Source organism: Flavobacterium sp. UM26 (assembly GCF_057922445.1).
Map to the genome: position 1 here is coordinate 147734 of NZ_JBVHCY010000004.1, position 25809 is coordinate 173542.

At 34.8% G+C, this 25809-nt stretch carries 19 protein-coding genes; 7 read left to right on the plus strand and 12 right to left on the minus strand.

Going from position 1 to position 25809, the window contains the following annotated elements; genetic code table 11:
* Positions 1-302: 302 nt before the first annotated feature.
* The 5 genes from ACZ1AQ_RS06830 (at position 303) to ACZ1AQ_RS06850 (ending at position 7972) form a co-directional block, all read left to right on the plus strand.
* Complete coding sequence (locus tag ACZ1AQ_RS06830; protein WP_489632182.1) at positions 303-2474, plus strand: S9 family peptidase; 2172 nt, start codon at positions 303-305, stop codon at positions 2472-2474.
* 39 nt (positions 2475-2513) lie between these two features.
* Positions 2514-4205 carry a peptide MFS transporter gene (locus tag ACZ1AQ_RS06835; protein WP_489632183.1) on the plus strand — a complete coding sequence of 564 codons (1692 nt, stop codon included), beginning with the start codon at positions 2514-2516 and terminating at the stop codon, positions 4203-4205.
* Positions 4206-4270: 65 nt separating this feature from the next.
* Complete coding sequence (locus ACZ1AQ_RS06840; protein WP_489632184.1) at positions 4271-5929, plus strand: peptide MFS transporter; 1659 nt, start codon at positions 4271-4273, stop codon at positions 5927-5929.
* Between the two features lie 10 nt (positions 5930-5939).
* Positions 5940-7451 carry a peptide MFS transporter gene (locus ACZ1AQ_RS06845; protein WP_489632185.1) on the plus strand — a complete coding sequence of 504 codons (1512 nt, stop codon included), beginning with the start codon at positions 5940-5942 and terminating at the stop codon, positions 7449-7451.
* A 53-nt stretch (positions 7452-7504) separates the two neighbouring features.
* On the plus strand, positions 7505-7972 hold the full coding sequence (locus tag ACZ1AQ_RS06850; protein WP_489632186.1) for a thioredoxin family protein: 468 nt from the start codon (positions 7505-7507) through the stop codon (positions 7970-7972).
* 16 nt (positions 7973-7988) lie between these two features.
* Here the strand turns inward: ACZ1AQ_RS06850 and ACZ1AQ_RS06855 are convergent, their stop codons facing one another.
* The 6 genes from ACZ1AQ_RS06855 to surE all read right to left on the minus strand — a co-directional run bounded on the left by ACZ1AQ_RS06855 (position 7989) and on the right by surE (position 15291).
* Positions 7989-10028, minus strand: coding sequence for a ComEC/Rec2 family competence protein (locus ACZ1AQ_RS06855; RefSeq protein ID WP_489632187.1), 2040 nt, complete (start codon positions 10026-10028; stop codon positions 7989-7991).
* A gap of 43 nt (positions 10029-10071) precedes the next feature.
* Positions 10072-11184 carry a lipid-A-disaccharide synthase gene (gene lpxB, locus ACZ1AQ_RS06860; RefSeq protein WP_489632188.1) on the minus strand — a complete coding sequence of 371 codons (1113 nt, stop codon included), beginning with the start codon at positions 11182-11184 and terminating at the stop codon, positions 10072-10074.
* A gap of 193 nt (positions 11185-11377) precedes the next feature.
* Complete coding sequence (locus ACZ1AQ_RS06865) at positions 11378-13120, minus strand: hypothetical protein (RefSeq protein WP_489632189.1); 1743 nt, start codon at positions 13118-13120, stop codon at positions 11378-11380.
* A complete protein-coding gene (locus ACZ1AQ_RS06870; RefSeq protein ID WP_489632190.1) occupies positions 13105-14091 on the minus strand; it encodes an SDR family NAD(P)-dependent oxidoreductase in 987 nt (328 codons plus the stop codon). The genes ACZ1AQ_RS06865 and ACZ1AQ_RS06870 overlap by 16 nt, the downstream gene beginning before the upstream one ends.
* Before the next feature lie 152 nt (positions 14092-14243).
* The gene (locus ACZ1AQ_RS06875) at positions 14244-14519 is read right to left on the minus strand and encodes a hypothetical protein (RefSeq protein WP_489632191.1); all 276 of its coding nucleotides are present in this window, start codon (positions 14517-14519) and stop codon (positions 14244-14246) included.
* Positions 14512-15291 (minus strand): 5'/3'-nucleotidase SurE, encoded by a 780-nt coding sequence (gene surE, locus ACZ1AQ_RS06880; RefSeq protein WP_489632192.1) that lies wholly within the window; start codon positions 15289-15291, stop codon positions 14512-14514. Before surE ends, ACZ1AQ_RS06875 begins: the two co-directional genes overlap by 8 nt.
* A 181-nt stretch (positions 15292-15472) precedes the next feature.
* On the opposite strand from surE, the gene ACZ1AQ_RS06885 reads away from it, so the two are divergent.
* The gene (locus ACZ1AQ_RS06885) at positions 15473-17725 is read left to right on the plus strand and encodes a carboxy terminal-processing peptidase (RefSeq protein ID WP_489632193.1); all 2253 of its coding nucleotides are present in this window, start codon (positions 15473-15475) and stop codon (positions 17723-17725) included.
* Between the two features lie 90 nt (positions 17726-17815).
* Complete coding sequence (locus ACZ1AQ_RS06890; RefSeq protein ID WP_489632194.1) at positions 17816-18616, plus strand: DNA/RNA non-specific endonuclease; 801 nt, start codon at positions 17816-17818, stop codon at positions 18614-18616.
* A 1-nt stretch (position 18617) separates the two neighbouring features.
* On the opposite strand, the gene rodA is transcribed toward ACZ1AQ_RS06890, so the two are convergent.
* The 6 genes from rodA to purH all read right to left on the minus strand — a co-directional run bounded on the left by rodA (position 18618) and on the right by purH (position 25807).
* Positions 18618-19853 (minus strand): rod shape-determining protein RodA, encoded by a 1236-nt coding sequence (gene rodA / locus ACZ1AQ_RS06895; protein WP_489632195.1) that lies wholly within the window; start codon positions 19851-19853, stop codon positions 18618-18620.
* A 15-nt stretch (positions 19854-19868) separates the two neighbouring features.
* On the minus strand, positions 19869-21821 hold the full coding sequence (mrdA, locus tag ACZ1AQ_RS06900) for a penicillin-binding protein 2 (RefSeq protein WP_489632196.1): 1953 nt from the start codon (positions 21819-21821) through the stop codon (positions 19869-19871).
* Entirely contained in the window at positions 21818-22324 is a 507-nt protein-coding gene (mreD, locus tag ACZ1AQ_RS06905; RefSeq protein ID WP_489632197.1) for a rod shape-determining protein MreD, read from the minus strand. The genes mrdA and mreD overlap by 4 nt, the downstream gene beginning before the upstream one ends.
* Positions 22317-23144 carry a rod shape-determining protein MreC gene (gene mreC, locus ACZ1AQ_RS06910; RefSeq protein ID WP_489632198.1) on the minus strand — a complete coding sequence of 276 codons (828 nt, stop codon included), beginning with the start codon at positions 23142-23144 and terminating at the stop codon, positions 22317-22319. The genes mreD and mreC overlap by 8 nt, the downstream gene beginning before the upstream one ends.
* A gap of 63 nt (positions 23145-23207) precedes the next feature.
* Positions 23208-24236, minus strand: a complete 1029-nt coding sequence (locus ACZ1AQ_RS06915; protein WP_489632199.1) for a rod shape-determining protein — start codon at positions 24234-24236, stop codon at positions 23208-23210.
* A gap of 44 nt (positions 24237-24280) precedes the next feature.
* Positions 24281-25807, minus strand: coding sequence for a bifunctional phosphoribosylaminoimidazolecarboxamide formyltransferase/IMP cyclohydrolase (purH, locus tag ACZ1AQ_RS06920; RefSeq protein ID WP_489632200.1), 1527 nt, complete (start codon positions 25805-25807; stop codon positions 24281-24283).
* Positions 25808-25809: the final 2 nt, after the last annotated feature.

Genomic DNA, 25809 nt, shown 5'->3' on the forward strand with positions numbered 1-25809 from the left:
CTATTGGCAAATATACGTTTTTGCTTTTTTTAAATCCCAATACTTTTGGGATTCTTCACTTGGGTTAACGTGTATAGGATTGGTAAGTTTTAACACATTTCATGACCGTTTATTGTAATTTTTTTATTAAAATTGGCATCGTTTTAAATATAACTCAATTGAGGGCTCTTTTTTGTTTTTAATGCAAAATTTCTCATTTGATATAAAATAATCATACATTTTGATTCCTGTTTTTAGTAGAAAAATCAAGTGATATTTTCTTTAAATCAGGGTTGAAAAGATAACATTTAAATTTTGCATTTATGAAATTAGGAAAATTGGTTTTGTTCTTTTTGTTAGGTGTTTGTTCTGTTTTTGGTCAACAAAAAATTACCGTCGAGTCTATTTTTATGGGTGCATTTAGAACGAAAGGTATGGATGCTCTACAAGCGATGAAAAACACCAACCAGTATACTGTTTTAAATGCAAATAGAGAAAGTGGTAGCATGCAAGTCGATTGGTATGATTATGCGACATTGAAGAAAGTAGCTACTTTAATTGATACAAAAGATTTTCCTCAATTATCGGATGGAATTGACAGTTATAGCTTTAGCGAAGACGAAAAGCAAATGCTAATTGCCAATAATACACAGCCCATTTTTCGTCATTCCTTTACAGCCGATTATTATTTATACAACATAACTTCTAAACAATTAATCAAATTATTTGATTTTCCTGTACAAGAGCCTACTTTTTCACCAGATGGTAAAAAGATTGCCTATGCAAAAGACAATAATTTGTTTGTTTACGACATTGCTTCAAAAAAGACAACCTCAATTACTTCAGACGGGAAAAAGAATAGTATCATCAACGGGATTACAGACTGGGTGTATGAAGAAGAATTTGCTTTTGTAAAAGCTTTTGATTGGAGTGCCGATAGTAAGAAAATTGCATTTATCCGTTTTGATGAATCCGAAGTTCCTGAGTTTTCAATGTCGATTTTTCAAAAGGAGTTGTATCCAAAAGTAGAGACATTCAAATATCCTAAAGCAGGAGAGAAAAATGCAGTCGTGTCTTTGCATGTTTATGATGTTGCGTCACAAGCTAAAAAAGAGGTGAATTTAGGTAACTACTCTGATTTTTACATTGCAAGAATGCAATGGACAAACGATGCTAACGTACTTTCGGCTCAAGTGTTGAATCGTCATCAAGACAATTTAGATTTGTTGTTTATTGATGGCGCTACAGGTGAAGCAAAAGTTGTTTTAAACGAAAAAGACAAAGCCTATATTGATGTTACAGATAACTTGACTTTCTTAAAAGACAACAGTTTTATCTGGACCAGCGAAAAAGATGGTTTCAATCATATTTATTTTTACGATAAAACAGGAAAATTAATTAATCAAGTGACCAAAGGGAATTGGGAAGTAACCAATTATTATGGGTTTGATGAAAAAAACAAAACTATTTTTTATCAATCTGTAGAAAATGGTTCGATTAATCGAGATGTATATCGTATTCGTTTAGATGGGAAAGACAAGATACGTTTGTCTGCTAAAACGGGAACCAATGCAGCCACTTTTAGTCCAAATTTCCAGTTTTTTATCAATACTTTTTCAAGCGCAACTCAGCCTCCAGTATATACTTTGAACGAAGCCAAAACTGGAAAGCAATTGCAAATGATTGAGGAGAATCAAACCTTATCCAATAATTTGAAAGGCTACAATTTGCCTACAAAAGAGTTCTCTGTTTTGAAAACAGAAAAAGGAATCGAACTTAATATGTGGATGATGAAACCTAAAGATTTTGATCCGAACAAAAAGTATCCTGTTTTTATGTATCAGTATTCGGGGCCAGGTTCGCAACAAGTCAATAATGATTGGAACAATGCCGATGATTATTGGTTTGCATCGCTTACACAAAAAGGATACATTGTGGCCTGTGTTGACGGAAGAGGTACAGGTTTTAAAGGAGCCGCATTCAAAAAAGTGACTCAAAAAGAATTAGGAAAATACGAAGTAATCGATCAAATTGATGCTGCCAAAGTTTTGGGTACTTATTCTTTTGTAGACAAATCAAGAATAGGAATTTTTGGTTGGTCGTTTGGTGGATTTATGGCATCGAATTGTATTTTGAAAGGAAACGATGTTTTCAAAATGGCTATCGCAGTGGCTCCAGTTACCAATTGGCGTTTTTATGATAGTATTTATACGGAACGTTATATGCAAACACCACAAGAAAACCCTAGTGGTTATGATGATAACTCGCCAATCAACCACGTACAGAAGTTAAAAGGCAAGTTTTTATTAATACACGGTTCGGCAGATGATAATGTACACGTTCAGAATTCAATGCAAATGATGGAAGCCTTGATTCAAGCCAACAAACAGTTCGATTCACAAATTTATCCAGACAAAAATCACGGTATTTTTGGAGGTTATACCCGAATTCAACTTTACAATAAAATGACTAACTTTATCCTTGAAAATTTATAATAACTAACCTATTATCATCTAATTTAAACTAAAAACAATATGGTAGAAACTCAAGAGAAAACAGCACATCCAAAAGGACTTTGGGTATTGTTTGGAACAGAAATGTGGGAACGATTCAACTTCTATGGAATGCGGACCCTATTGGTGCTGTTCTTAGTAAATTCTTTATTAATGAAAGAAGAAGATGCTTCTTTAATTTATGGTGGATTTCTAGGATTGTGTTATTTAACACCCATGTTGGGCGGTTTTATTGCAGATCGTTATTTTGGTAATAGAAACTGTATTCTTTTAGGTGGATTAATGATGGCAATTGGGCAATTGTTATTGTTCCTTAGCGGCAGTATTTTTCCAACCAATTTATCATTGGCCACCACCTTAATGTATAGCGCATTGGGAATTATTGTTTTCGGAAACGGGTTTTTCAAACCCAATATTTCTAGTATGGTGGGTAGTTTGTATCCAAAGCAAGAAAAAAGCAAATTGGATACTGCTTTTACTATTTTCTATATGGGAATTAATTTAGGAGCATTTTTAGGTCAGTTTATTTGTCCTTATTTAGGAGATGTAAAAGATACAGGTGGAATCAGAGATATTCACGCTTTTAAATGGGGATTCTTAGCAGCAGCAGCAGCTATGTTGATTGGAACTGTTTTGTTTTATCTCTTAAAAGATAAATATGTAGTTTCTCCAGAAGGGAAACCACTTGGAGGATTGCCTTCTAAAAATGAATCTTCTGATTATGAAGAAGGAGAAGCTCAAAGTGCTGTTTTCTCAACAAAAGCTTTGGCTCTTTCTGTAGTCGCTTTTATTGGATTGTTTCTAGCTTTCCATTTTTCTGTAGACGGAACCAATGTTGTAAAAACAATCATTTATCCAATTATTTATGCAGCAGGTATCACATTGGCAGGATTGATTTTATCAGATAGTTCTTTGACTAAAGTAGAACGTGACCGTATTTTGGTAATTTATATTATTTCTTTTTTCATCATCTTCTTCTGGGCAGCTTTCGAACAAGCAGGTTCTTCATTGACTTTCATTGCCGATTACCAAACTGATAGGAATTTCTTTGGCTTTCAAATGCCAGCTTCGATGGTGCAAATTTTTAACGGATTGTTCGTTGTGGCTTTAGCAGTTCCTTTTAGTATGTTATGGGATAAATTAAGAGCCAATGATAAAGAACCAATTTCGCCTGTAAAATTAGCCATTGGTTTGTTTTTGATTGCGGTAAGTTTTTATATGATTGCTACTCAAGTTAAAGATTTAGGGACTTCTGGATTGTTGGCAATTAAATGGTTAATTCTTTTGTATTTAATCAATACTTGTGCCGAGTTGTGTTTGTCTCCAATTGGACTTTCATTAGTTGGTAAATTGTCTCCAAAGCGTTTTTCTTCATTGTTGTACGGCGTTTTCTTTTTGTCTAATGCTTCAGGATATGCTTTGGCTGGAACCTTAGGTTCTATTCTTCCTGCGACTGGGGATAAGTTTATTAAAGCGAAAGAATTGGGAATCGATTTACAAGCCATTTTGGATAAAAAAATAGTACCAACTCCAGAGCAATTACAACTTTTAGAAACAAATCAAATTAGTCCAAATAATCCTGTTTTTGTAGGTTTTGAAATCCATAATCTTTTTGAATTTTTTATGGTATTTGTTATCTCTACAGGAGTTGCTGCAATAATTCTATTTTTATTGACGCCATTTTTGAAAAGAATGATGCACGGTATCCGTTAATTTATTTATACTCTTCGTAAACCTACAAGTACTGCTTGTAGGTTTATTTTTTAATACTATTTTCTATGTGGAAAAATCATCCTAAAGCCCTGCCGTATTTGTTTTTGTCTGAAATGTGGGAACGTTTCGGGTATTATTTAATGATTGGAATTTTCACGCTTTATTTGAAAGATGTAGAAGCTGGATTTTCAATGACCGAAAAAGAAGCTTCGGATTTGTATGGAACATTTATCGCTTTGGTATTCTTAACTCCTTTTATTGGAGGATTAATTGCTGACCGTTATCTGGGTTATAAAAAATCCATTATTCTTGGTGGATTAATGATGGGGGTAGGGTATCTAATTATGGGAGTGCACAGCATTCCAATGTTGTACACTGCGATGACGTTGGTCATTGTAGGGAATGGTTTTTTCAAACCTAATATTTCTACGTTGTTGGGGAATTTTTATAACGATGAAGAATACAAAGACCGAAAAGACGAAGGGTACAATATTTTCTATATGGGAATCAATGTTGGGGCTTTCATTTGTAATTTCTTTGGTGCGGCACTAAAAATTCTTTTTGGTTGGCAGGAAGCTTTTATGGCAGCCGGTGTGGGAATGTTTATAGGTGTTTTGGTATTTATGTTAGGTATCAAACATTATGGAGATAAAACCGAAAAGAAAGGTGTCCAAGAAGGTGATATGCCTTTTTATAAAATTGTTCTTTTTATTTTATTGCCTTCACTGATTTTTGGAGTGATTGGTTGGTTGATCAAAGGAATTGCTTCGGATAGTAATCTAGACAGTTCCATTTTTGGTTCAGATAGTACTGATGCTTTTGTGTTCGCTTGTATTCCAGTTGTCTTCTTTTACGGAAGCCTTTATTTTAAAGCTAAAGTAGAAGATAAACGACCTATTGGGGCTTTGCTTTCAATTTTTGCAGTGGTGATATTATTTTGGGCAGTTTTTAAATTGAATGGTTCTGCACTCAACAATTGGGGCGATAAATATACCGATAGAGAATTAACGGGTGTGGCACAACAAATAGGTTCAAAGTTGGTACTAACTGACACGCTAACCTATAAAAAGGACTCTGTTGCCTTGTACGATGCCGCTTTTAGAATTCAGAAAGAAGACGGAAAAGTCATCAAAGTGGTGGATTATCCTTTGTATTTTAGAAATGTAGCCAAAGAAAAATTGCCTAAAGAAGACAGTAAAATCTATACTTGGTCGGCAAACCTGAGCCAATCGATTAATCCGGGTTGGGTAATTCTTTTGACGCCTTTGGTGGTGGCATTTTTTACTTTTTTGCGTAGCAGAAAAAAAGAACCCTCAACACCTACCAAAATTGCTTTCGGTTTGTTGATTTCAGCTTTATCGGTCTTGGTTATGGTGGCTGCGGTTCATATTGGTAATAATGGTGCAGAAAAAGTTTCCGTATGGTGGTTGGTGGCCAATTATGGAGTCATTACCATCGGTGAATTATTCTTAAGTCCGATGGGATTATCTGTTGTCTCAAAATTAAGTCCAAAAAACATTACTTCCTTAATGATGGGTGGTTGGTTTTTGGCCACTTCAATCGGTAATAAATTAAGCGGCGTTTTAGCCAGTATGTGGGATTCTTATGAAAACAAAGCTAATTTTTTCTGGATTAATTTTAGTCTTTTACTCTTTGCAACATTACTGATGTTCGCTTTGGTAAAAGAATTGAATAAGGTTATGAAAGAGAAAGGAATTAATTAAATCAAGTATAATGGAATCAAACATTACATTAGAACAAATTCAAAATTTTAAAGGGAAATACCCAAAACAGTTGTGGTATTTGTTTTTTAGCGAAATGTGGGAGCGCTTTTGTTTTTACGGAATGCGCGGTATGTTGGTGGTCTTTATGGTCAGTCATCTTGGAATGAACGAAAAGGTTGCCAATTTGCAATACGGAGCTACTCAAGCTTGGGTATATGCATTTACTTTTATCGGTGGCTTGTTTGCCGATAAGATTTTAGGTTTACGAAAATCACTTTTTTGGGGTGGCATTTTAATGATTATTGGTAGTGTTATTTTGTCTATAGATCCTAAAAACTTTTTCTTCATTGGTCTCGGTTTTACGATTGTAGGAACTGGTTTTTTTAAACCTAATATTTCATCGATGGTAGGGCAGTTGTACCCTGAAGGTGATCCAAGACGAGATGCTGGTTTTTCTTTCTTTTATATGGGGGTAAATCTCGGTGCTTTGATTGGTGGTTATATCTGTATCGCTGTTGCCGAAGGATCCATGTGGCAATCCATAGTTCCTGAACATTTGCGATGGAATGTTGGTTTTGGTTTCGCTGCGATTGTAATGATTATTAGTTTACTGACTTTTACTCAAACCCAAAAAAGTTTGGGTCCAATTGGCCTTTCTCCACTAAAAGAGATGATGGTCTCTAAACGCAAGCAATTAGAAATTGTAACCTATGTAGGGTCATTACTTGTAATTCCTTTGATTATTGTAATGGTTGCCAATACAGTATATACGGATTATTTTATGATTTGTATCGGACCGGCTTCGGTTTTGTATTTATTGTATGAAATGAAGAATTTTTCTTTAGCCGAAAACAAGAAGCTATTTGCAGCATTGATTTTCATTATTTTCTCCATTTTCTTCTGGGCTTTTTTCGAACAAAGTGGAGGGTCTTTAAGTTTGTTTGCTGTAAATAATTTGAATAATACTATTGCTGGTGTAGAATTGAGTCCTAATGGAGTGAACAATTCTGCGAATTCCTTTTTCGTAATTGGTTTTGCAGCTTTGGTTGGCTTGGTTTGGCTTTGGTTAGATAAAAGAAAAATAGAACCTAACACTGTAATTAAGTTTGGCCTTGCCTTTTTATTCTTAGCTGGTGGCTTTTGGGTATTTTATTATACGAAGTTTTTTGCTGATGGTTTTGGGAGAACTTCTTTGGGGATTTTTACTTTTGGATGGTTTGTAATCACTTTGGGTGAATTGTGTTTGTCCCCTATCGGGATGTCTGCAATGACGAAATTATCACCTTCCAAAACGCAAGCCGTAATTATGGGGATGTGGTTCTTGGCTAGTGCCTATGGGCAGTATTTTGCAGGTATTTTGGGTGCTAACATTGCAGAAGCTTCGGAGCAATCGAGCAATATAGAGAAGCTTAATGTTTATGCCGATGGCTATTTACAATTAGCTATTTATGCCTTAATTGCTGGTCTGGTTTTGATTGTACTTTCACCATTGGTTAGAAAATTAATGCAAGAAGTAAAATAGCCGACATTTAAACATTATAATTTTATATATTTTTGTCAAAAATAAATCATCGTATGAAAAAAATAATTGTATTTCTGTTGTTTACATTTTGTGTAATCGAAGGGCAAGCGCAAGAACTAAAATGGTTTACCGATGTGAAAGAAGCTGTTGCTATTGGTAACAAAGAGAAAAAACCACTGATGCTTTTTTTTACAGGTAGTGATTGGTGTGGCTGGTGTATCCGTTTGCAAAAAGAAGTTTTAAAAACGCCTGAGTTCGCTAAGTGGGCTAAAGAAAATGTTATTTTAGTTGAATTGGATTATCCTAGAAAGCAATATCAAACCGCTGAAATTAGAAGGCAAAATGCTGAATTACAACAAGCATTTGGTGTACAAGGTTATCCAACGGTTTTTTTTGCTAAAGGAGTTACGAAGAATGGCAAAACCAATTTTGAAGGTTTAGGAAGTACGGGTTATGTAGCTGGAGGTCCATCCGCTTGGTTGGCTGTAGCCAATGGTTTTTTAGCACAAAAGAAAAAATAGCTTTTAGCTAGTATCATTACTCTTTGATGTAAAAATATCCCTTTTCACGAGTTGAGTGGAAAGGGATTTTTTGTTGATTACAGGTTCGTTCCCATAAGGTTACTAATGATTTGTAATTGGAAGCATCTGCCACGACCATCTTTGGCTTATTGTATTTTATGATGCGTTCTAAATTTACTTTTGGTGATGCTGTTAGTAGTAAAATATCTGTTGCTTTATTTGGAAAATAGACACTGCTACTGTCTAAAATGAGAATTCGATTTCCATTAAAATAGGCTACATTTTTTAAGATACTTTGTTTTGTAATTGTACTAAATGTCCCTGTTGCATAATTTTGTAAGGTCATATTTTTTTGAATTTCGTTACTTTGAAGGCCATTCGAAATGACTTCTATTTCATTTCCTATTCGTTGGCAAATAATCGTTTTTTTCGAAGCATGCAGTACAACCCACTCTTTGCTGTTACCAAATTCTAGTTTGTTTTTGATTAGAACTAGTTGAAAAATGATTATTGATGACAAGAAGAAAGTAATTCTAGTAAAAGAGTTTTTCTTCCACCATAAAACCATCGCAATTAGAAAGAAGTAAGAGGCAATCATTAAGTGAAATGTACTCGGAATATTGGTAAAAATGAAGCTTTCAAACGAAGCGACCCAATGGATGATTGAGTTCATTATTGAAATCCCCCATTCTAAAGGTTTGATACACCAAATGGGCAAGACTGAAAAAGCAGCTATTGTCATTACTAGTACCCCAAGAAGCATTATGACACTTAATAGCGGTAAGACTAATAGGTTGGTTACAAAAAATAATCCAGGGAATTGATGAAAATAATAAACGCTTAACGGTAATGTTCCTAGCTGCGCGGCAAAAGAAACCGTAATAATATCCCAGAAGAATTGTACAATTTTGTTTTTAGGTGTCCAATATTTTGACAATGTTGGTTGCAGCCAAACAATAAAAAACAAAGCCGCATAACTCAATTGAAAGCCTACATCGAATAAAAAATAGGGTTGAAACAATAGTATTAAAAATATCGAAACAACTAGAGTATGATAAATATTCGTGCTTCGTCTCCAATAGTGTCCAACGGCAACAAAAGAAAACATTGTAATAGAACGCACTACCGATGGAGCCAATCCTGCTAAAATACCAAAAAGCGCTAAGCTAACTAAAGAGATGGATAGCTTAAGGAATCTTCCTTTTTGGGTATTGGGTATGGGTCGCATCAAAAAATTGATGAACAGTACTATAAAACCAATATGTAATCCAGAAACCGAAAGTATATGTACAGCACCCGCATATTGATAATCCTTTGTAATGTTGGGGTCTATATCTTGTTGTTGTCCCAATAGTAATGCCATCGCTACTGGCAAAGCTTTTTTGTCAAACCCACTTTGTTCAAGATGAGTCACAATGGTGTTTCTTAAAGTAGCGCTATAATACCAAATGTCTTTTAAAAGGGTTTTACGATAGAGAATGTCTTCAGGCTCAATGTATACTTGCGCGTAAATTTGTTTGTTTTTGAGATAAGCCGAGTAATCAAACTGATTGGGGTTTTTAGGTTTTTCAGTTTTTATCAATTTGGTCTTAAATCTCAGTCTATGCCCAACTACAATTTCTTTGGCATTGTTGGCCTTTGGGATTGTAATTAAAATTTTGCCTTCGAGACTTTGATTGTTTATCTTTTGAACGTAAGCAATATACCTATTGTTTTGAGGTGAACTTTTGAGTTTCTCTCTGACGACAACTTCAATCCAATTTGCTTTTTCATAAACTGTGGGATGATTTGAATAATTGTTTTTGCGATTACTATCGGTATGAGTTACTAAAATACCTATTCCTACAGCAAATGAAAGCAATAGAATTGCGGCTTCAAATACTAAGTTCTTCTTTGTGGTGGTAGTAGTGAATTTATATACTAAGAGTACAATTCCAAACGCAAGTAGTATAAAAACAAATGCAAAATTTGCGGATATACTTATGTAATAAACCGCAATAAGGCCTATTATAAATCCAATTGTAATTTTAATAAGTGGGAATTGTAACACATTCATATTACTAAAATACGAATTTTAGTAAGAAATAGTGCTTATTAAATTATTTTAAGTCGGCTACAATTAATTTTGCAGTAGCACTACTTGCTCCTTTTCCTCCCAATTTTTCTTCAAGTATAGTATAGTCTTCTAGTACAACTTTTCGATACTCAGGGTCTAGGATTTTTTGTAATTCTGAAGCAATTCGTTTGGTGTTGCAATCGTCTTGAATCAACTCAGTAACCACCTCTTTGTCCATAATCAAGTTGACAAGCGAAATGTATTTTAGAGTGATGATGCGTTTGGCTATTTGGTATGAAATCCAATTGCCTTTATAACAAACCACTTCAGGTACTTTGAATAATGCCGTTTCAAGTGTTGCTGTTCCAGATGTAACTAGAGCTGCCGTAGCGTGTTGCAACAAATCATAGGTTTTGTTCGATAAAAATTTAATGTTATCTGAAGTAATGAATTGTTGGTAAAAAGAATACTCCTGACTTGGTGCACCTGCGATTACAAATTGATAGTCTTTAAAGTCATCGACTACACTAAGCATAACACTGAGCATTTTGGTGATTTCTTGTTTGCGGCTACCAGGTAAAAGCGCAATAATTGGTAAATCGTTCAATTGGTTTTCTTTCCTGAAAGTAGCATCATCGATTATGGGATGCGCTTGTATGGCATCTATAAGTGGGTGTCCAACAAAAGAAACTGGAAAATGATGCTTGTCTTCGTAAAATGTTTTTTCAAACGGAAGAATCACATACATTTTATCAATATCTCGCTTGATTTCCTTGATTCTGCTTTCTTTCCAAGCCCAAATTTGTGGCGAAATATAATAGTGATTTTTGAATCCTAAGCCTTTGGACCATTTTGCAATTCTCAAATTAAAACCAGGATAGTCTATAAAAACAATAACGTCAGGTTGAAAGGCTAGAATATCGGTTTTGCATATCTTGATGTTGTTAAGAATGGTTTTTAGATTCATAACCACTTCAGCAAATCCCATAAAGGCTAAATCGCGGTAGTGTTTTACTAAAGTGCCACCCACTTTTTGCATTAAGTCTCCACCCCAAAAACGAATTTCGGCAGTTGGGTCCTCTTGGTAAATGGATTTCATCAAGTTAGAACCGTGCAAATCTCCTGAGGCTTCTCCGGCAATAATGTAGTATTTCATAAATAGATGATTCTAAGATTTTGGAATGAGCGAACTCTTGATGTTGTTCGTTCTTTTACTAAAATTTGTCAAAATTCTTTAACTCTGAAAAGGTGCAACCAAACAACAAGAGGCAAAGGTAATAAAAACGCTTTGCCTCTTGTTAGTTGTTATGGATTCAAATAAGCATTTTTTGCTACTGAATTTAAAATTTTTAATTTAACGAATACCTAAAAAATAGCATAGCACTAAACCAAGATTTGGCATCGCCTCCTAATGCTTCCTTTACTCCAGTACCAGGAATGGTTTGTGCAAAATGCCCGTGAAAATACCATTTTCTAGAATGAAAATACTTCCAAGTGATGTTTACCTCTTGTCCGTATGCTTTTTGTGGCATATAGCTCAATGCGGGATTTCCTCCTACATTGTTGTTATTGGCTGCTAGGAAATAAAAATATTGTGGTACCAATTCAATTTTTTTACTTACTCTCAAGCTGCCTTGAATTTTATGTGCAATCAAATTGCTGTTTTGCACAATTTTAAAATGATTGGCACCCAATACCCAATCTTCTCCATTTCCGCCAGTTAACAATGGATCCCATCTTTCGAATGTTGTAGTATTAGGATCGTCTCCAGAAAAATATGAAAAGCGATACATAAAGGTTGGTGAGGCTTTAGCTTTTGCGAAACTCCATCCTATTTCTCCATAACCTGCTAAAGCTGACATTTTGAAATTTGAATTGGTTTCGTGAGCTACTTCGGTTTTAATTAAAAGTCCAGGTTTTCCTTGGGTTAAATTTTTATAATATCGAATGTTATAAAGATTAAGACCGTTGCGTCTAAATACGTCTCCAGTGGGGGTATAGTAGCCAAAATCTGAACGAGAAACGTTCAAAAAAGTAAAGCCTACTTTATGGCCCAAGTTAATGCCGTATTCCGTATTGAAACCATTCATCACTGTGCGTGAATCAATAATAGGTAATTCATCAGGATTGATTTGAAAAACTTGTAACATTAAATTATTGTACTTAATAGTGGCTAAGCCCAAATAATCTGCTGCCCATCTTGGATTGAGTTGTAAACCGGCTCTGTCTCCTCCATTTGAAGCGGTATTTCGAATAATAAAACCGTTTCCAATGGTAAATTGCTGTCTTCCAACTGAAAAATTATAACTCAATAAATTACCATTTGAAAATGATTTAACTCCAAAAAAACCAACATAAGCATCATCGAATCCGGTATGAATTCTTGATACATCGGTAAACAATTCTCTACCCGCTGTCCCACTCATTATAAGATTTGCACCACCATATAAATAAACGTTACTCTTGCTTGATAGTGTTGTAATGCCATATATACCTGCAGATGCCCAACCTTCTACCCAACCCGTATATCCTTTGCCAGCAGGACCATCGACGAGAGGGTTTCCGTTGAGCATAGCATCGTCTCGACCGTACCAAGAATTGTTGTTGGAATACAACATTTCAGCCATTGCTATTCTTGAGGTCAACAATGATTTGTTGTCCATATACAAAATCGGAAAATCCTTACCGCCAATCAGTGCACCACTCTTGGCAGGTTTATCTTTTAATGTATCGCTTAGTTTTATTTTTAAAGTTACCGTAATATCTCCTGTTAGTGATGGTCTCACTTCATAAAAGGCATTTTCTACTTCGGGTAATTGTTTTACTTTGGCAGTATAGGCGTCTAATAAAATGGTTCTTACCGTGGATTGCGGATACACAGGAAAAAGCATATTCACTTTTGCCAACAAACTACTTTGTTGTTGAGTATCCTCTAATGGATTCTCAAATTCGATAAAAACAGATTGAATGTTTTCACCTTCCAAATAATTGCCACTTTCCTGAGCGAAACCAATCTTTAATCCTAAAAAAAAGAATAGGAACAGTAAGCCAAAATTTTTCACAATAAACTTATGGGTTAATAAGCTGTCCATCCTCCATCAGTTGCGTAAGTTCCTCCAGTCAAATTAGAAGCTTCATCTGAGAGTAAAAATAAGATTACTGATGCTTGTTCCCAAGGAGTTGACATCCTGTGTTTGCTATCATTTTGCATCAATAAACTTTCTGTTTTAGCGCCACCCATTCCGGATATTCCTCTTTTCTTAACTTCTTTTACAAACGCAAACGCTTTATCTGTCATTGGTGTTGAAGTTGCAGCCATATTAACGGAGTTTACACGAATTCCGTAGGGTGCATAATCAATAGCGGCATTTCGAGTCAATCCATTTACGGCATATTTACTGGCTACATAGGCTGGATTTCCTGCCAATCCTGTTAATCCAGCAATAGAACCTACCGTTACAAGTGCGCCACCTTTTCCTTCTTTAAGTAATTGTTTCAAAACAGAACGCATCGATTTAAAAGTACCTGTAGCATTGACATCAAAAACAAAATCCCAATATTCATCCGTTGCCGTATCTACTGCCGATGGTAACAAAGCTTTCTGTTTGTCATAATCTAAAGGGTCACCAGAATGCACACCGTCCATAACTCCTGCATTCAAAACCGCTCCGTCTAGTTTTCCGAATTTTTTGATAGTTTCAGCTACCAATTTATTGCAGTCCTCTGTACTTCTGATATCGGTTTTTACAAACAATACTTTACCGCCGTTAGCTTCGATAGTTTTGGCAGTTGCACTACCTTCTTTTTCTAACCAATCAGCAATTACTACTGATGCGCCTTCTTTTGATGCCCTGATAGCTGTAGCGCGACCAATTCCTCTGGCGCCACCAGTAATTATGATTACTTTTCCTTTCAGCCTATCTTTGGCAAAATAAGTAGAATCGATTGGCGTAATATCATTCTTTTTTGGAGCAGATTGCGAGTAAGTCAAAGAAACTATAAAAAAGAAAGATAAGACTAATGCGTTTTTTAAAAACGGGTTAACTTGAATAAGAGTTTTCATTTTTTGACATTTTAGTTGAACGTAAATTATTGCATCACATAAAGTTAAATCAAATAATTTACTTCTTCTTTAAAAAGTCAGAAATAATGAAAAAATAATTTAATAGTGTTTCTCTTCTTCTTTCTGCTAAAATTAGTATCGTATAATTTTTATTACATATAAAACAATGTGATTATTGTTAAAACAAAAACAGCTAAAACGACACCACGAGCCATCAATTCTTTATTCATTTTAAGTAAAATCCCAAATGCTGCCAAATCTAATAATGAACCAACGGTAATTAGTTTTCCTAAATAGCCTTGTGATTTTAATATTCCGACTCCTTCAATAAATTCATAGTCCGTGAAAAAAGTCATAAACAAAAAAGAGCCGAGCAGTGAAGCAGCTAAACCGATAATGAAGCCGTATAATAAATCTATCTTATTCATTCCAATTCCAAGTGTTGAGTTGTTGTATGGTGTGATGTGCTGTCAAGTCAAATTGAACAGGTACTACCGAAATATATCCATTTTCTAAAGCCCATTCATCGGTATCTTCGCCTTTGTCTTGATTGATGAATTCACCACTTAGCCAATAGTATTCTTTTCCGAAAGGTGTTTTTCTTTTATCGAATTTTTCCACCCATTGTGCTTTGGCTTGTCGACAAATTTTGATGCCTTTAATTTCTTTTTCTTCTAATTTTGGAAAATTCACATTCAAAACAACCCCAGCTGGAAGCCCTTTCTCTAAGGTTTCGAGGGCTATTTTTTTTACAAAAGACAATATGGGCTTAAAATCGGCATCCCAGTTATAATCCAAAAGCGAAAATCCAATGGCAGGAATGCCTTCGATGCCGGCTTCAACAGCCGCACTCATAGTTCCTGAATAAATCACATTAATAGACGAATTGGACCCGTGATTGATGCCCGAAACACACAAATCAGGTTTTTGCTTCAAGATTTCGTTAGTCGCCATTTTTACACAATCTACCGGTGTTCCAGAACAACTGTATTGTATGATGGCATCGCCCTCTTTCGAAAGTTTATTCAAATACAACGTACTGTTGATGGTAATGGCGTGTCCCATAGCGCTCTGAGTCTTATCAGGAGCAACAACGATAACATTCCCAATTTGAGTCATTATACTAATCAAGGCTTGGATTCCAGGAGCGGAAATTCCATCGTCATTAGTGATTAATATTAAAGGTTTTTTGGAGGCCATTTCATTGATTTTAGATACACAAATATACTAGCGCTTTGTCTTAAAAAGCAGCATAAACCTTTTTTTTGTTAACTTTTTTTATAAAAATTAAATCGTATCAACATTTTTATATCTTTAACAAAAATTTATAAAGAGGCAATGTTTCTTGGCTTTATCTTTACATAAATTACAATTCTGATTGATGAATGCAATTATTACTTATATGAAAAAGAATTTTAAAATTGTACTTGCCATCTTGTGCGTGTCAGGTGCTTTGTTTGCTTTTAAAATAAATGGTTCGAAGCTGAACACCGATGATCCCGAAAAAGATAGACTGTTACTAGAGTTATTAACTTTTGTAATCGAAAAAGGGCACTATGACCCGGCGGTTATGGATGACGAATTTTCAAAAGGTGTTTATAAAGATTATATCCAAGCTTTAGATCCTTCTAAGCGTTTTTTCTTGCAATCAGATATCGATGAATTTGCTAAATACGAATTGGATTTGGATGACCAAATCAACAATAAAGAGTTAACCTTTTTCGAGTTAACCTATTCACGTTTAATGGTTCGTATGGAAGAAAGCAAAAAAATCTATAAGAGCTTGTTGGGTACTCCTAATGATTTTACTATTGATGAAAGTTTTGATACGGATTATGATAAAATGCCGTATGCCAAAAACAACAAAGAATTAGTTGATAGATGGCGTAAACAAATGAAATTATCTGCTTTGTCTTCAATAACAGAGCGTTTGCGTATGCAAGAAAATAAAGCCAAAACCCCAGAGACTACTGAAGCGACTAAAGCGGAGGAATTAAGTGCTGATTTGGGTATGGATGCAACTTCAAAAGCGGATAAAAATATCAAAATCAAGACTTTTGCAGAATTAGAAGCAGAAAGCAGAGTGAATATTGGTAAGTCTTTAGACGAATCTTTTGGTTTCATTAAAGAATTGACCAGAGATGATTGGTTTACGGTGTATATCAATTCTATTATGACTCGTTTTGATCCGCATACAAGTTATTTTGCTCCTGAAGAAAAAGAACGTTTTGACGTAAGTATGAGCGGTAAACTCGAAGGAATTGGAGCGCGTTTACAAAAGAAAAATGATTTCACGGAAATAAGTGAATTGATTTCTGGTGGTCCAGCTTGGAGAGGTCGCCAACTCGAAGCAGGAGATGTTATTTTGAAAGTGGGCCAAGGTAGTGCAGAGCCAGTAGATGTTGTAGGAATGCGTTTAGACGATGTAGTTAAAAAAATAAAAGGTCCAAAAGGTACTATTGTTCGCTTAACTGTAAAAAAAGTAGATGGTACAATCAAAAACATTTCTATTGTTCGAGATATCGTTGAAATCGAAGAAACTTATGCTAAGTCTAGTGTAGTCGAGAAAAACGGGTTGCGTTATGGAGTAATCTATTTGCCTAAGTTCTATATTGATTTTGAAAATCGTGACGGACGTGACGCAGGTAAAGATATTGCTCTTGAAGTGGAACGTCTAAAACAAGCAAAAGTAAATGGAATTGTTTTGGATGTAAGAGATGATGGAGGCGGTTCTCTTTCTACTGTTGTAGATATTGCTGGATTGTTTATTCAGGAAGGACCAATCGTTCAAGTGAAATCAGCAGGCAAGAAAAAAGAAATATTATACGATACTGATCCTAAAATCGAGTGGGATGGTCCATTAGTAATTATGGTGAATAGTTTCTCTGCATCGGCATCCGAGATTTTAGCAGCTGCTATTCAAGATTACAAACGCGGAATTATCATTGGTAGTAAACAAACATACGGAAAAGGAACGGTTCAAAATGTGATTGATTTGAATCAATTTGTTCGTAACAGTTCTGTGGGTGATTTAGGAGCTTTAAAAACTACCACTCAAAAGTTTTATAGAATTAATGGTGGGTCAACTCAACGTGAAGGAGTAAGTAGTGATATAGTAATGCCAGATCGTTATACTTATTTAAAGATGGGAGAACGCGATGTAGATAATGCTATGCCTTGGGATAAAATAGATGCTGCGCCTTTTACGCAATGGAAAAACACTCAGAATTTTGATAAAGCTATTGCAAGAAGTAAAGCCAGAATTGCAGAAAACCCTCAATTTAAATTGATTGAAGAAAATGCTAAATGGATAGATAGTAAGAGCAATGAAAACACGTATAGTTTAAATATCGATAAATTTAGAACGGTACAAAATAGTGTGGAAGAAACGGCTAAAAAATATAAGCCAATTTTTGAATATAAGAATCAATTGAAGTTTACTTCTTTACCCTATGAAGAAGAAGAATACAAAAAAGATCCAACTCTTAAAGAGAAAAGACAAAGATGGCATGAAAGTTTATCAAAGGATGTTTATGTAGAAGAAGCTCTAAATATACTTGATGATTTACAACCCAAAACTATTGTAAAATCGATGCCTTCAAAAGTTTTGAATAGTAAATTGGTGAAATCATAATTATAAAATAACCCTTTAAAAAAGACTCAAAATCTACTGCTTTTGAGTCTTTTTTTGTTTATCTCTTTTTTGAATATGATAAATAATAAGATGCTAGTTTTATTGGTTTTTATTTCTTCTTTTTTAACTCTAAACGGTGTTAAAGAAATAGGGCTTGAAATAAAATCTCCAACAATTGTTTCTTTTGTTCATTCATCTCAACCGAGTAAAAGGCAGTTGTATTTACTTCCAAAGTCTACAACTAAAGCAATTATTTATCATGATTTCTATACTTTGTCATACAATGAAGCGTATGAGCAAGCCGAATGGGTGGCCTATGAACTAAAAAAGGAACAAGTTGTAAACGCAAATTTCCAACGCCCTTATTTTGTTCAAGACGATAAAGTCACTACATATTCTGCTGATTGGCGTAATTACAAGAAATCTGGCTATGATAAAGGTCACTTATGCCCTGCAGCGGATAGGGAATTTAATAAAAAAGCTTTTGAATCTACTTTTTTAACTTCAAATATATCACCACAAAAACATGAATTTAATAGTGGGATATGGAATCGCTTAGAAGAAAAAATAAGGTATTGGGCTATAAAATATGATGGTCTATTTATTGTTACTGCTGGGGTTTTAGCTCCAAATTTAAAAACCATAGGCAAAGAAAAAGTTGCTGTACCAAACTTTTTTTACAAGATTGTTTTAGACGAAAACCAAGGTAAGTATCGAATGATTGGTTTTTTGATACCCAATAAACCCTCAGATAGACCTTTGTATGAGTTTGTGGTATCGGTAGATAAAATTGAACAAGCTACAGGTATTGATTTCTTTCCTCAACTTCCAGATGATTTAGAGAATCAATTAGAAATATCCAGCAATTATAAAGGCTGGAGTTTTAACTGACTTACCATTCATTGACCTTATTGGCGTCCATTTTAATGAAAATAAAAAGCAAAATGGTAAATCCCCATAATCCAGAGCCTCCATAAGAGAAGAAAGGCAACGGGATACCAATTGTTGGAAAAATTCCAGCCACCATAGCAATATTTACAAAAAAGTGTAGAAACAAAACGGCTGCAACAGAGTAGCCATAGACACGACTAAATTTGGTTTTTTGTCTTTCTGCTAGATAAATAATTCGCAACAAGAGTATAACGAAAAGAGATATTACCACAGTAGCTCCCAAAAAACCCCATTCTTCACCAACAGTGGTAAAGATATAATCGGTATGTTGTTCTGGTACAAAGCCTCCTTTGGTTTGAGTCCCTTCTAAAAATCCTTTACCTAACCATCCTCCGGAACCAATAGCTATTTCTGATTGATTGGTATTGTATCCAATTCCTTTCATATCTACGGCTTTACCAAGAAGAATGTTAAAACGGTCTCTATGGTGTTGTTTGAATACATGCTCGAAAACATAATTCACGGACAAAACAAATCCAGAAATAAGAGCTAATAGTATGCCGCTTCTAAGAATGTTTCGATCAGCTAACCTTGATTTGAAATGTATGGCTACAAGCAATAAAGCTGCGATTAAAATAACTACATATGATTCTAAAACTAGTGTTAATACAAATAATGCAATTGCCGAAAATCCAGTCCAAACATACCATGCTGGTAGTCCTTCTCTGTAAAGAACAATAATAAAAATACTATAAACTAAAGCGCTACCAGGATCGGGTTGAGGTAAAATAAGCAATACAGGTAAAAAGACAATGGCTAGTGCTTGAATTTGTCTGTTTAAGTCTTTGAGATTGATTTGCGGATCACTCAGATATTTCGCTAATGCTAGTGCGGTAGCTGCTTTAGCAAACTCTGAAGGTTGTAACGTAAAACTACCAATAGCATACCAGCACCTTTGTCCTGCGATGGTTTTACCAAAAGCAAATAAACCAAGAAGGGAGATTAAAGAAACTACAAAGATAATCGAGGCATATTTTTCATAAAATTTGCCATCTACATAGAGTACTGTAAAGATTAATGGAATGGAAAATAATATGAATATCAGTTGTTTTTCTGAGGTTCCTTCTTCTGAGGAAAGAGAAGAGGAGTAAATGTTGAGCCATCCTAAAACAACTAGTAGTATGTATATTATTACACAAATCCAGTCAATATTGCTAGTTACACTTTGGTTTTTCATTTTATTACAAATGATTTAGTTTTTTTTAGTACTGTCTTTTTTTACTGTAGGACTTGGAGTTGTTTGTTGCTTTTTTAACTTTAGTTGAGCGATAGAATCTTTAATTCGTAATTCTCTTTTTACATCTTCATTGAGTCCGCCTAGTTTTGCATATTGAGCTTGCAAACTGGTGTTTAAAATCCTAGTTTCGAGATCAGTTCTGGTGATTTTTTTCTTTAAATATTTTTCAATCATCAAACTTGCTATTGGCCCCGCTATGGTAGAACCAAATCCACCGTTTTCTATCATAATCGCGATGGCAATTTTAGGATTGTCCTTTGGAGCAAAGGCCACAAAAATAGAGTGGTCTTTAAGCTGTGTTCTAACACCGTTGATTTTTGCAAAGTTTTCGGCAGTACCAGTTTTTCCACAAATGTCAATACCTTCTACTCTCAAGCCTGCAGCTGTTCCCATGTTATACACGTCAAAAAGTCCGCTAATAATTGGTTTAAAATGACTTTTATCTATGGTAGTAACATGTTTGGTTGTGAATTTTTTATCAATAGTGGTGCCTGCAATTTTTTTAATGATGTGAGGAGTGTAATAATACCCTTCATTGGCAACGGTAGCCATCATATTAGCTAATTGAATTGGAGTCATCAAAACTTCTCCCTGTCCGATGGCGTTTGATACAATAGCAGTGCTTCTCCAGCCACCGTTAGGATACATTCTTTTATAGGTTTCTGAAGTTGGTATTTTTCCTCTACGACCTGTTGGTAAGTCATATCCCATAAATTGCCCTAATCCAAAACTTTTTACGTGTTTACTCCAAACATCAACTGCATAACTTGGTTTTGCATATTTATTAATAGTCCTCATGTATGCTGTTCCAAAAAAGGCATTGCAGGATTCATAGATTCCTCTATGTAATTGCAATAGTCCGCCTCTACAGTGACAACGCATAAAACGACCTCTGGCGTAACTAAATCCATGATGACAAGCTACCGTAGTGTTTTCATCGATTACCTGCTCCTGAAGTGCTACAAGTCCCGTCATGATTTTAAAAGGTGATCCAGGAGGGTATTCTGCAAGTAAACCTCTGTCATATAAGGGTTTTGCAATTGAATCACGATACAATTTGGTGTAGTTTTTAGAACGCTGTCTTCCAACTAGAATACCTGGGTCATAAGATGGGGCAGTTATTAAGGCTAGAATTTCTCCAGTCTTTGGTTCAAGAGCAACAATCCCCCCGCGTTTGTTGACCATTAATTGCTCTCCATATTTTTGTATTTCAGCATCAATGGTTAGGGTAATATCTTTACCAGGTACCGCTACAGTGTCGAAGCGGCCTTCTTTGTAGGAACCAATTTCACGATTGTATTTGTCTTTTTGTATGTAAGTAACTCCTTTGATACCTCTAAGGATTTCTTCGTAGCTTTCTTCTACACCTTGTTTTCCAATTAAATCACCACTTTTGTAGTATGGATTTTTTTTGATGATATTGTCATTTACTTGGGTGATAAAACCAAAAATATTGGCTCCATAATCTGCTTCATAATCTCTTAAAGATCTTTTTTGAAAATAAAAGCCTTCATAATTTCTTATCTTCTCTTGAAAAGCAGCAAATTCGGTTTTATTTAATTGTGATAAAAAAACAGAAGGAAGTCTTGGGCTATACACCTTTGCTTTTTCTATATTTTTAATAAAATCCTCTTTCTGAATGTTCAGAAGTTGGCATAACTCTAAGGTGTCTAAATTGTTAATCTCTCTTGGGATTACCATGATATCGTACGAGGCTTGATTGGCTACCAAGAGTTTGCCATTACGGTCATAGATATATCCGCGTTCTGGGTAATCGTATTTTATCTTTATCGCATTGCTTTCAGATTCAATTTTAAAAGAATCATCAATGATTTGAAGAAAAAAAATTCGAATTACAAGCAGAGCGGCTGCAATAATAATTAAAGCAGGCAACAAGACTTTTCTCATCGTTTATTTGGCTTAATAAGATATATGATGGTAATACACAATAGTAAAGTAAAGGCAGCACTTAATAATGTCCTCAATAATACATCTAAAATGAAGCTGAATTCGAATGCTTCTAATGTAAAGAGAATTATATGATGCAATAAAGTAGCTATCAGTAAAAATGAAAAACGTTCTGGAGTTAAGACATCGTTCAGTTTTACGGTTTGGTATTCATAGCTAAGTCCAAAAGAGAATTTAAAGATGTACGGTCTGAAGTAAGCCAAAATTAAGCAGGCCGTAGCATGTACACCACCAGAGTTAGTGAACATATCCATAATTAAACCGAGTATAAAACTTGAAGCGAGTAAAACTGTTTTGTTCCCATTTACAGGATAAAGAATAATGAAAAGAATGTATGGAAAAGGACTGATATAGCCATAGAAATTCATATTGTTGAAAACAATAATTTGCATAGCCAACAATAGTATAAAACGGAAAAAATTTACAATTAATGTACTATTCATCCTTCTTTCTTTGGTTTTCTAATTTTGTAATTTCTTCTTTTCCTTTGCTTTTGAGAATATATACATGGCCTAAATTGGTCATGTCGTTAAATAGCTTAACGTTTAGCGTGTAGTAATTAGTTTGTGTGTCAATATAAATTTTGTCAATGGTGCCAATGTTTATGTTTTCAGGAAAAATTATTGATTGTCCTCCTGTTACAACAGTATCACCCTTGTGAATAGCAGCCAATCTGGGAAGGTCAATTAATTGTGCATAGCCAGTACTTTTTCCATCCCATACTAATGAACCAAAATGATTGGATTTTTTGATTTTGGCATTAATTCTAGATTTTTTATTCAAAATACTTGCTACTGTCGAGTAGTTTTCTGAAGTGTCGTCTGTAATTCCAACTATTCCAAGGCTGTTAATAACGGCCATATCAGGTTTAATACCCTGCTTGGCACCTGCATCAAGTGTAAGATAGTTTTCGTAGACATTATAAGAGTTCTTAATTACTTTAGCTACTACAATGTCTGAAGGTTTCACGCCTTTAATACTGTCAAGTTTAGTCATAAAAGAAGAATCTTTAACTTGAAAGAGTAGGCTTCTTAGCATTGCATTTTCTAAAGCTAAGTTTTCGTTTTCTTGTCTTAAATTCAAGTATTCTTTGGTTTCATTTATTTCTTTGTAAATGCTACCGCTTACCACATTGGCAGAACTGATAATTTTGCTTCTGTGAAAGGAATGAAACTGAATAGTAAGTGTTAACGATATACCCAAAAGCAGCAAAAACAGTATTCTATAACTGTTTCTAGAAATAAAATTAAATATTTGCTGCATTTTGTAAGGGTATAATTAAGTGGTTATTAGCGAATGGTTTTTATGGGTAACTTTAGAAAACGCTTACTTAATCAAGATGCTTTTAAATTTAGTAATGTTTTTTAAAGCCATTCCAGTTCCACGTACAACTGCTCTCAATGGATCTTCAGCAATATATACGGGTAAGTCTGTTTTTTGAGAAATACGTTTGTCTAGTCCTCTTAGCATAGAGCCTCCGCCAGCTAGATAAATACCAGTATTGTAAATATCGGCAGCTAACTCTGGAGGGGTTTGCGACAAAGTCTCCATTACCGCATCTTCAATTCTCTGAATGGATTTGTCTAATGCTTTCGCAATTTCTCGGTATGAAACCTCTACTTGTTTTGGTTTTCCAGTCAATAAATCACGTCCTTGAACTGACATATCTTCTGGAGGGCTATCTAGATCTTCAATAGCGGCACCAATTTGGATTTTTATCTTCTCTGCTGTGCTTTCTCCAACAAAAAGGTTATGTTGTGTACGCATGTAATAAACGATGTCATTTGTAAATACATCTCCTGCAATCTTTACAGATTTATCACAAACAATACCACCTAAAGCAATTACTGCAATTTCAGTTGTACCTCCTCCGATATCCACAATCATGTTCCCTTTTGGTTGCATAATATCGATACCAATACCAATTGCAGCTGCCATTGGTTCATGAATCAGGTATACTTCTTTTCCGTTTACTCGCTCACAAGATTCTTTAACCGCACGCATTTCAACTTCTGTAATTCCTGACGGAATACAAACTACCATACGAAGGGCAGGAGTAAACATTTTTTTATTTAATGCAGGGATGCTTTTGATGAACATGCTGATCATTTTTTCTGAGGCATCAAAATCTGCAATTACACCATCTTTCAATGGCCTAATTGTTTTAATGTTTTCATGCGTTTTCCCTTGCATCATGTTGGCTTCTTTACCAACGGCAATGATTTTGCCTGATATTCTGTCTCTTGCCACAATAGAAGGACTGTCAATAACTACCTTATCATTGTGAATGATTAAAGTGTTTGCGGTACCAAGGTCTATCGCGATATCCTCAGTCATGAAATCAAAAAATCCCATACGTTTTTATGTATTGTAAAAATTATTTAACAAAGTTAAACAAATTAATGTTTAAAATGACGAGTTCCTGTAAATACCATTGCCAAATTGTTTTCGTTGCAATAATTGATACTTAGCTCATCTTTAATAGATCCTCCTGGTTGAATTACAGCTGTAATTCCTGCTTTTTTAGCCAACTCTACGCAGTCTGGAAAAGGGAAGAATGCATCACTTGCCATAGACGCTCCTTCTAAACTAAATCCAAATGCTTTTGCTTTTTCTACAGCTTGCATTAATGCATCAACTCTAGAGGTTTGGCCTGTTCCTGAAGCAATAAGTGTGCCGTTTTTTGCAAAAACGATGGTGTTTGACTTAGTGTTTTTACAAACTTTTGATGCAAAAATTAAATCTTTAATTTCTTGCTCGGTTGGAGCAGTAAGTGTTACAGTCTTTAAATCTTCTGCTTTATCGGTAATATTGTTTCTGTCTTGAATTAATAGTCCGTTCAAACAAGTGCGTACTTGTCTTTCTGGTAAAGCTACTTCATTTTGAATTAAAATAATTCTGTTTTTCTTTTCTTGTAAAATAGTCAATGCTTCTTCGTCATAAGCTGGTGCTATAACAACTTCGCAGAATAGTTTGTTGATTTCTGTAGCCGTGGCGATATCTATTTTGGCATTTGCAATTAAAACGCCACCAAAAGCAGACGTTGGATCGCAGGCCAAAGCAGCATTGTATGCTTCGCTTATTGTGTTTCTAGTTGCTAAGCCGCAAGCATTATTATGTTTTAAAATGGCAAATGTAGGTCCGTCGTTTTTGAATTCGTTAATCAAGTTTACAGCAGCATCTACATCAAGTAAGTTGTTGTATGATAATTCTTTTCCATGAACTTTGTTGAACATCGCTTCAAAATCACCAAAGAAGAATCCTTTTTGATGAGGGTTTTCTCCATAACGAAGAACTTGACCGTTCTGAATACTTTCTTTGTATATAGTTTCGTCAGTATTAAAATATTTGAAAATCGCGCCATCATAATGAGAAGATACGTGAAATGCTTTTGTTGCCAAAAGTTTTCTGTCTTCTAATGTAGTACTTCCGTTTTGATTGGTGATCATGTCTAAAAATAAACCATATTGGTCCATTGATGAAACAATTACGGTGTCTTTGAAATTTTTGGCACCAGCACGAATCAACGAAATACCTCCGATATCAATTTTTTCAATAATATCCGCTTCGCTTGCGCCAGAAGCAACCGTTTTTTCAAAAGGATACAAATCAACAATTACTAAATCTATTTGAGGAATTTCATATTCCTTCATTTGTTGCACATCACTTTCGTTGTCTTGACGATTTAAGATGCCACCAAATACTTTTGGGTGCAAAGTTTTTACTCTTCCTCCTAAAATTGAAGGATAAGAAGTTACGTCTTCTACAGGAATTACAGGAATACCTAAGTTCTTGATGAATTCTTCAGTTCCTCCAGTAGAATAAAAAACAACATTTTGTTCGTGTAGTTTTCTAACAATTGGCTCCAATCCGTCTTTGGAAAACACTGAAATTAAGGCCGATTGTATTTTTTTAGTAGTGCTCATGT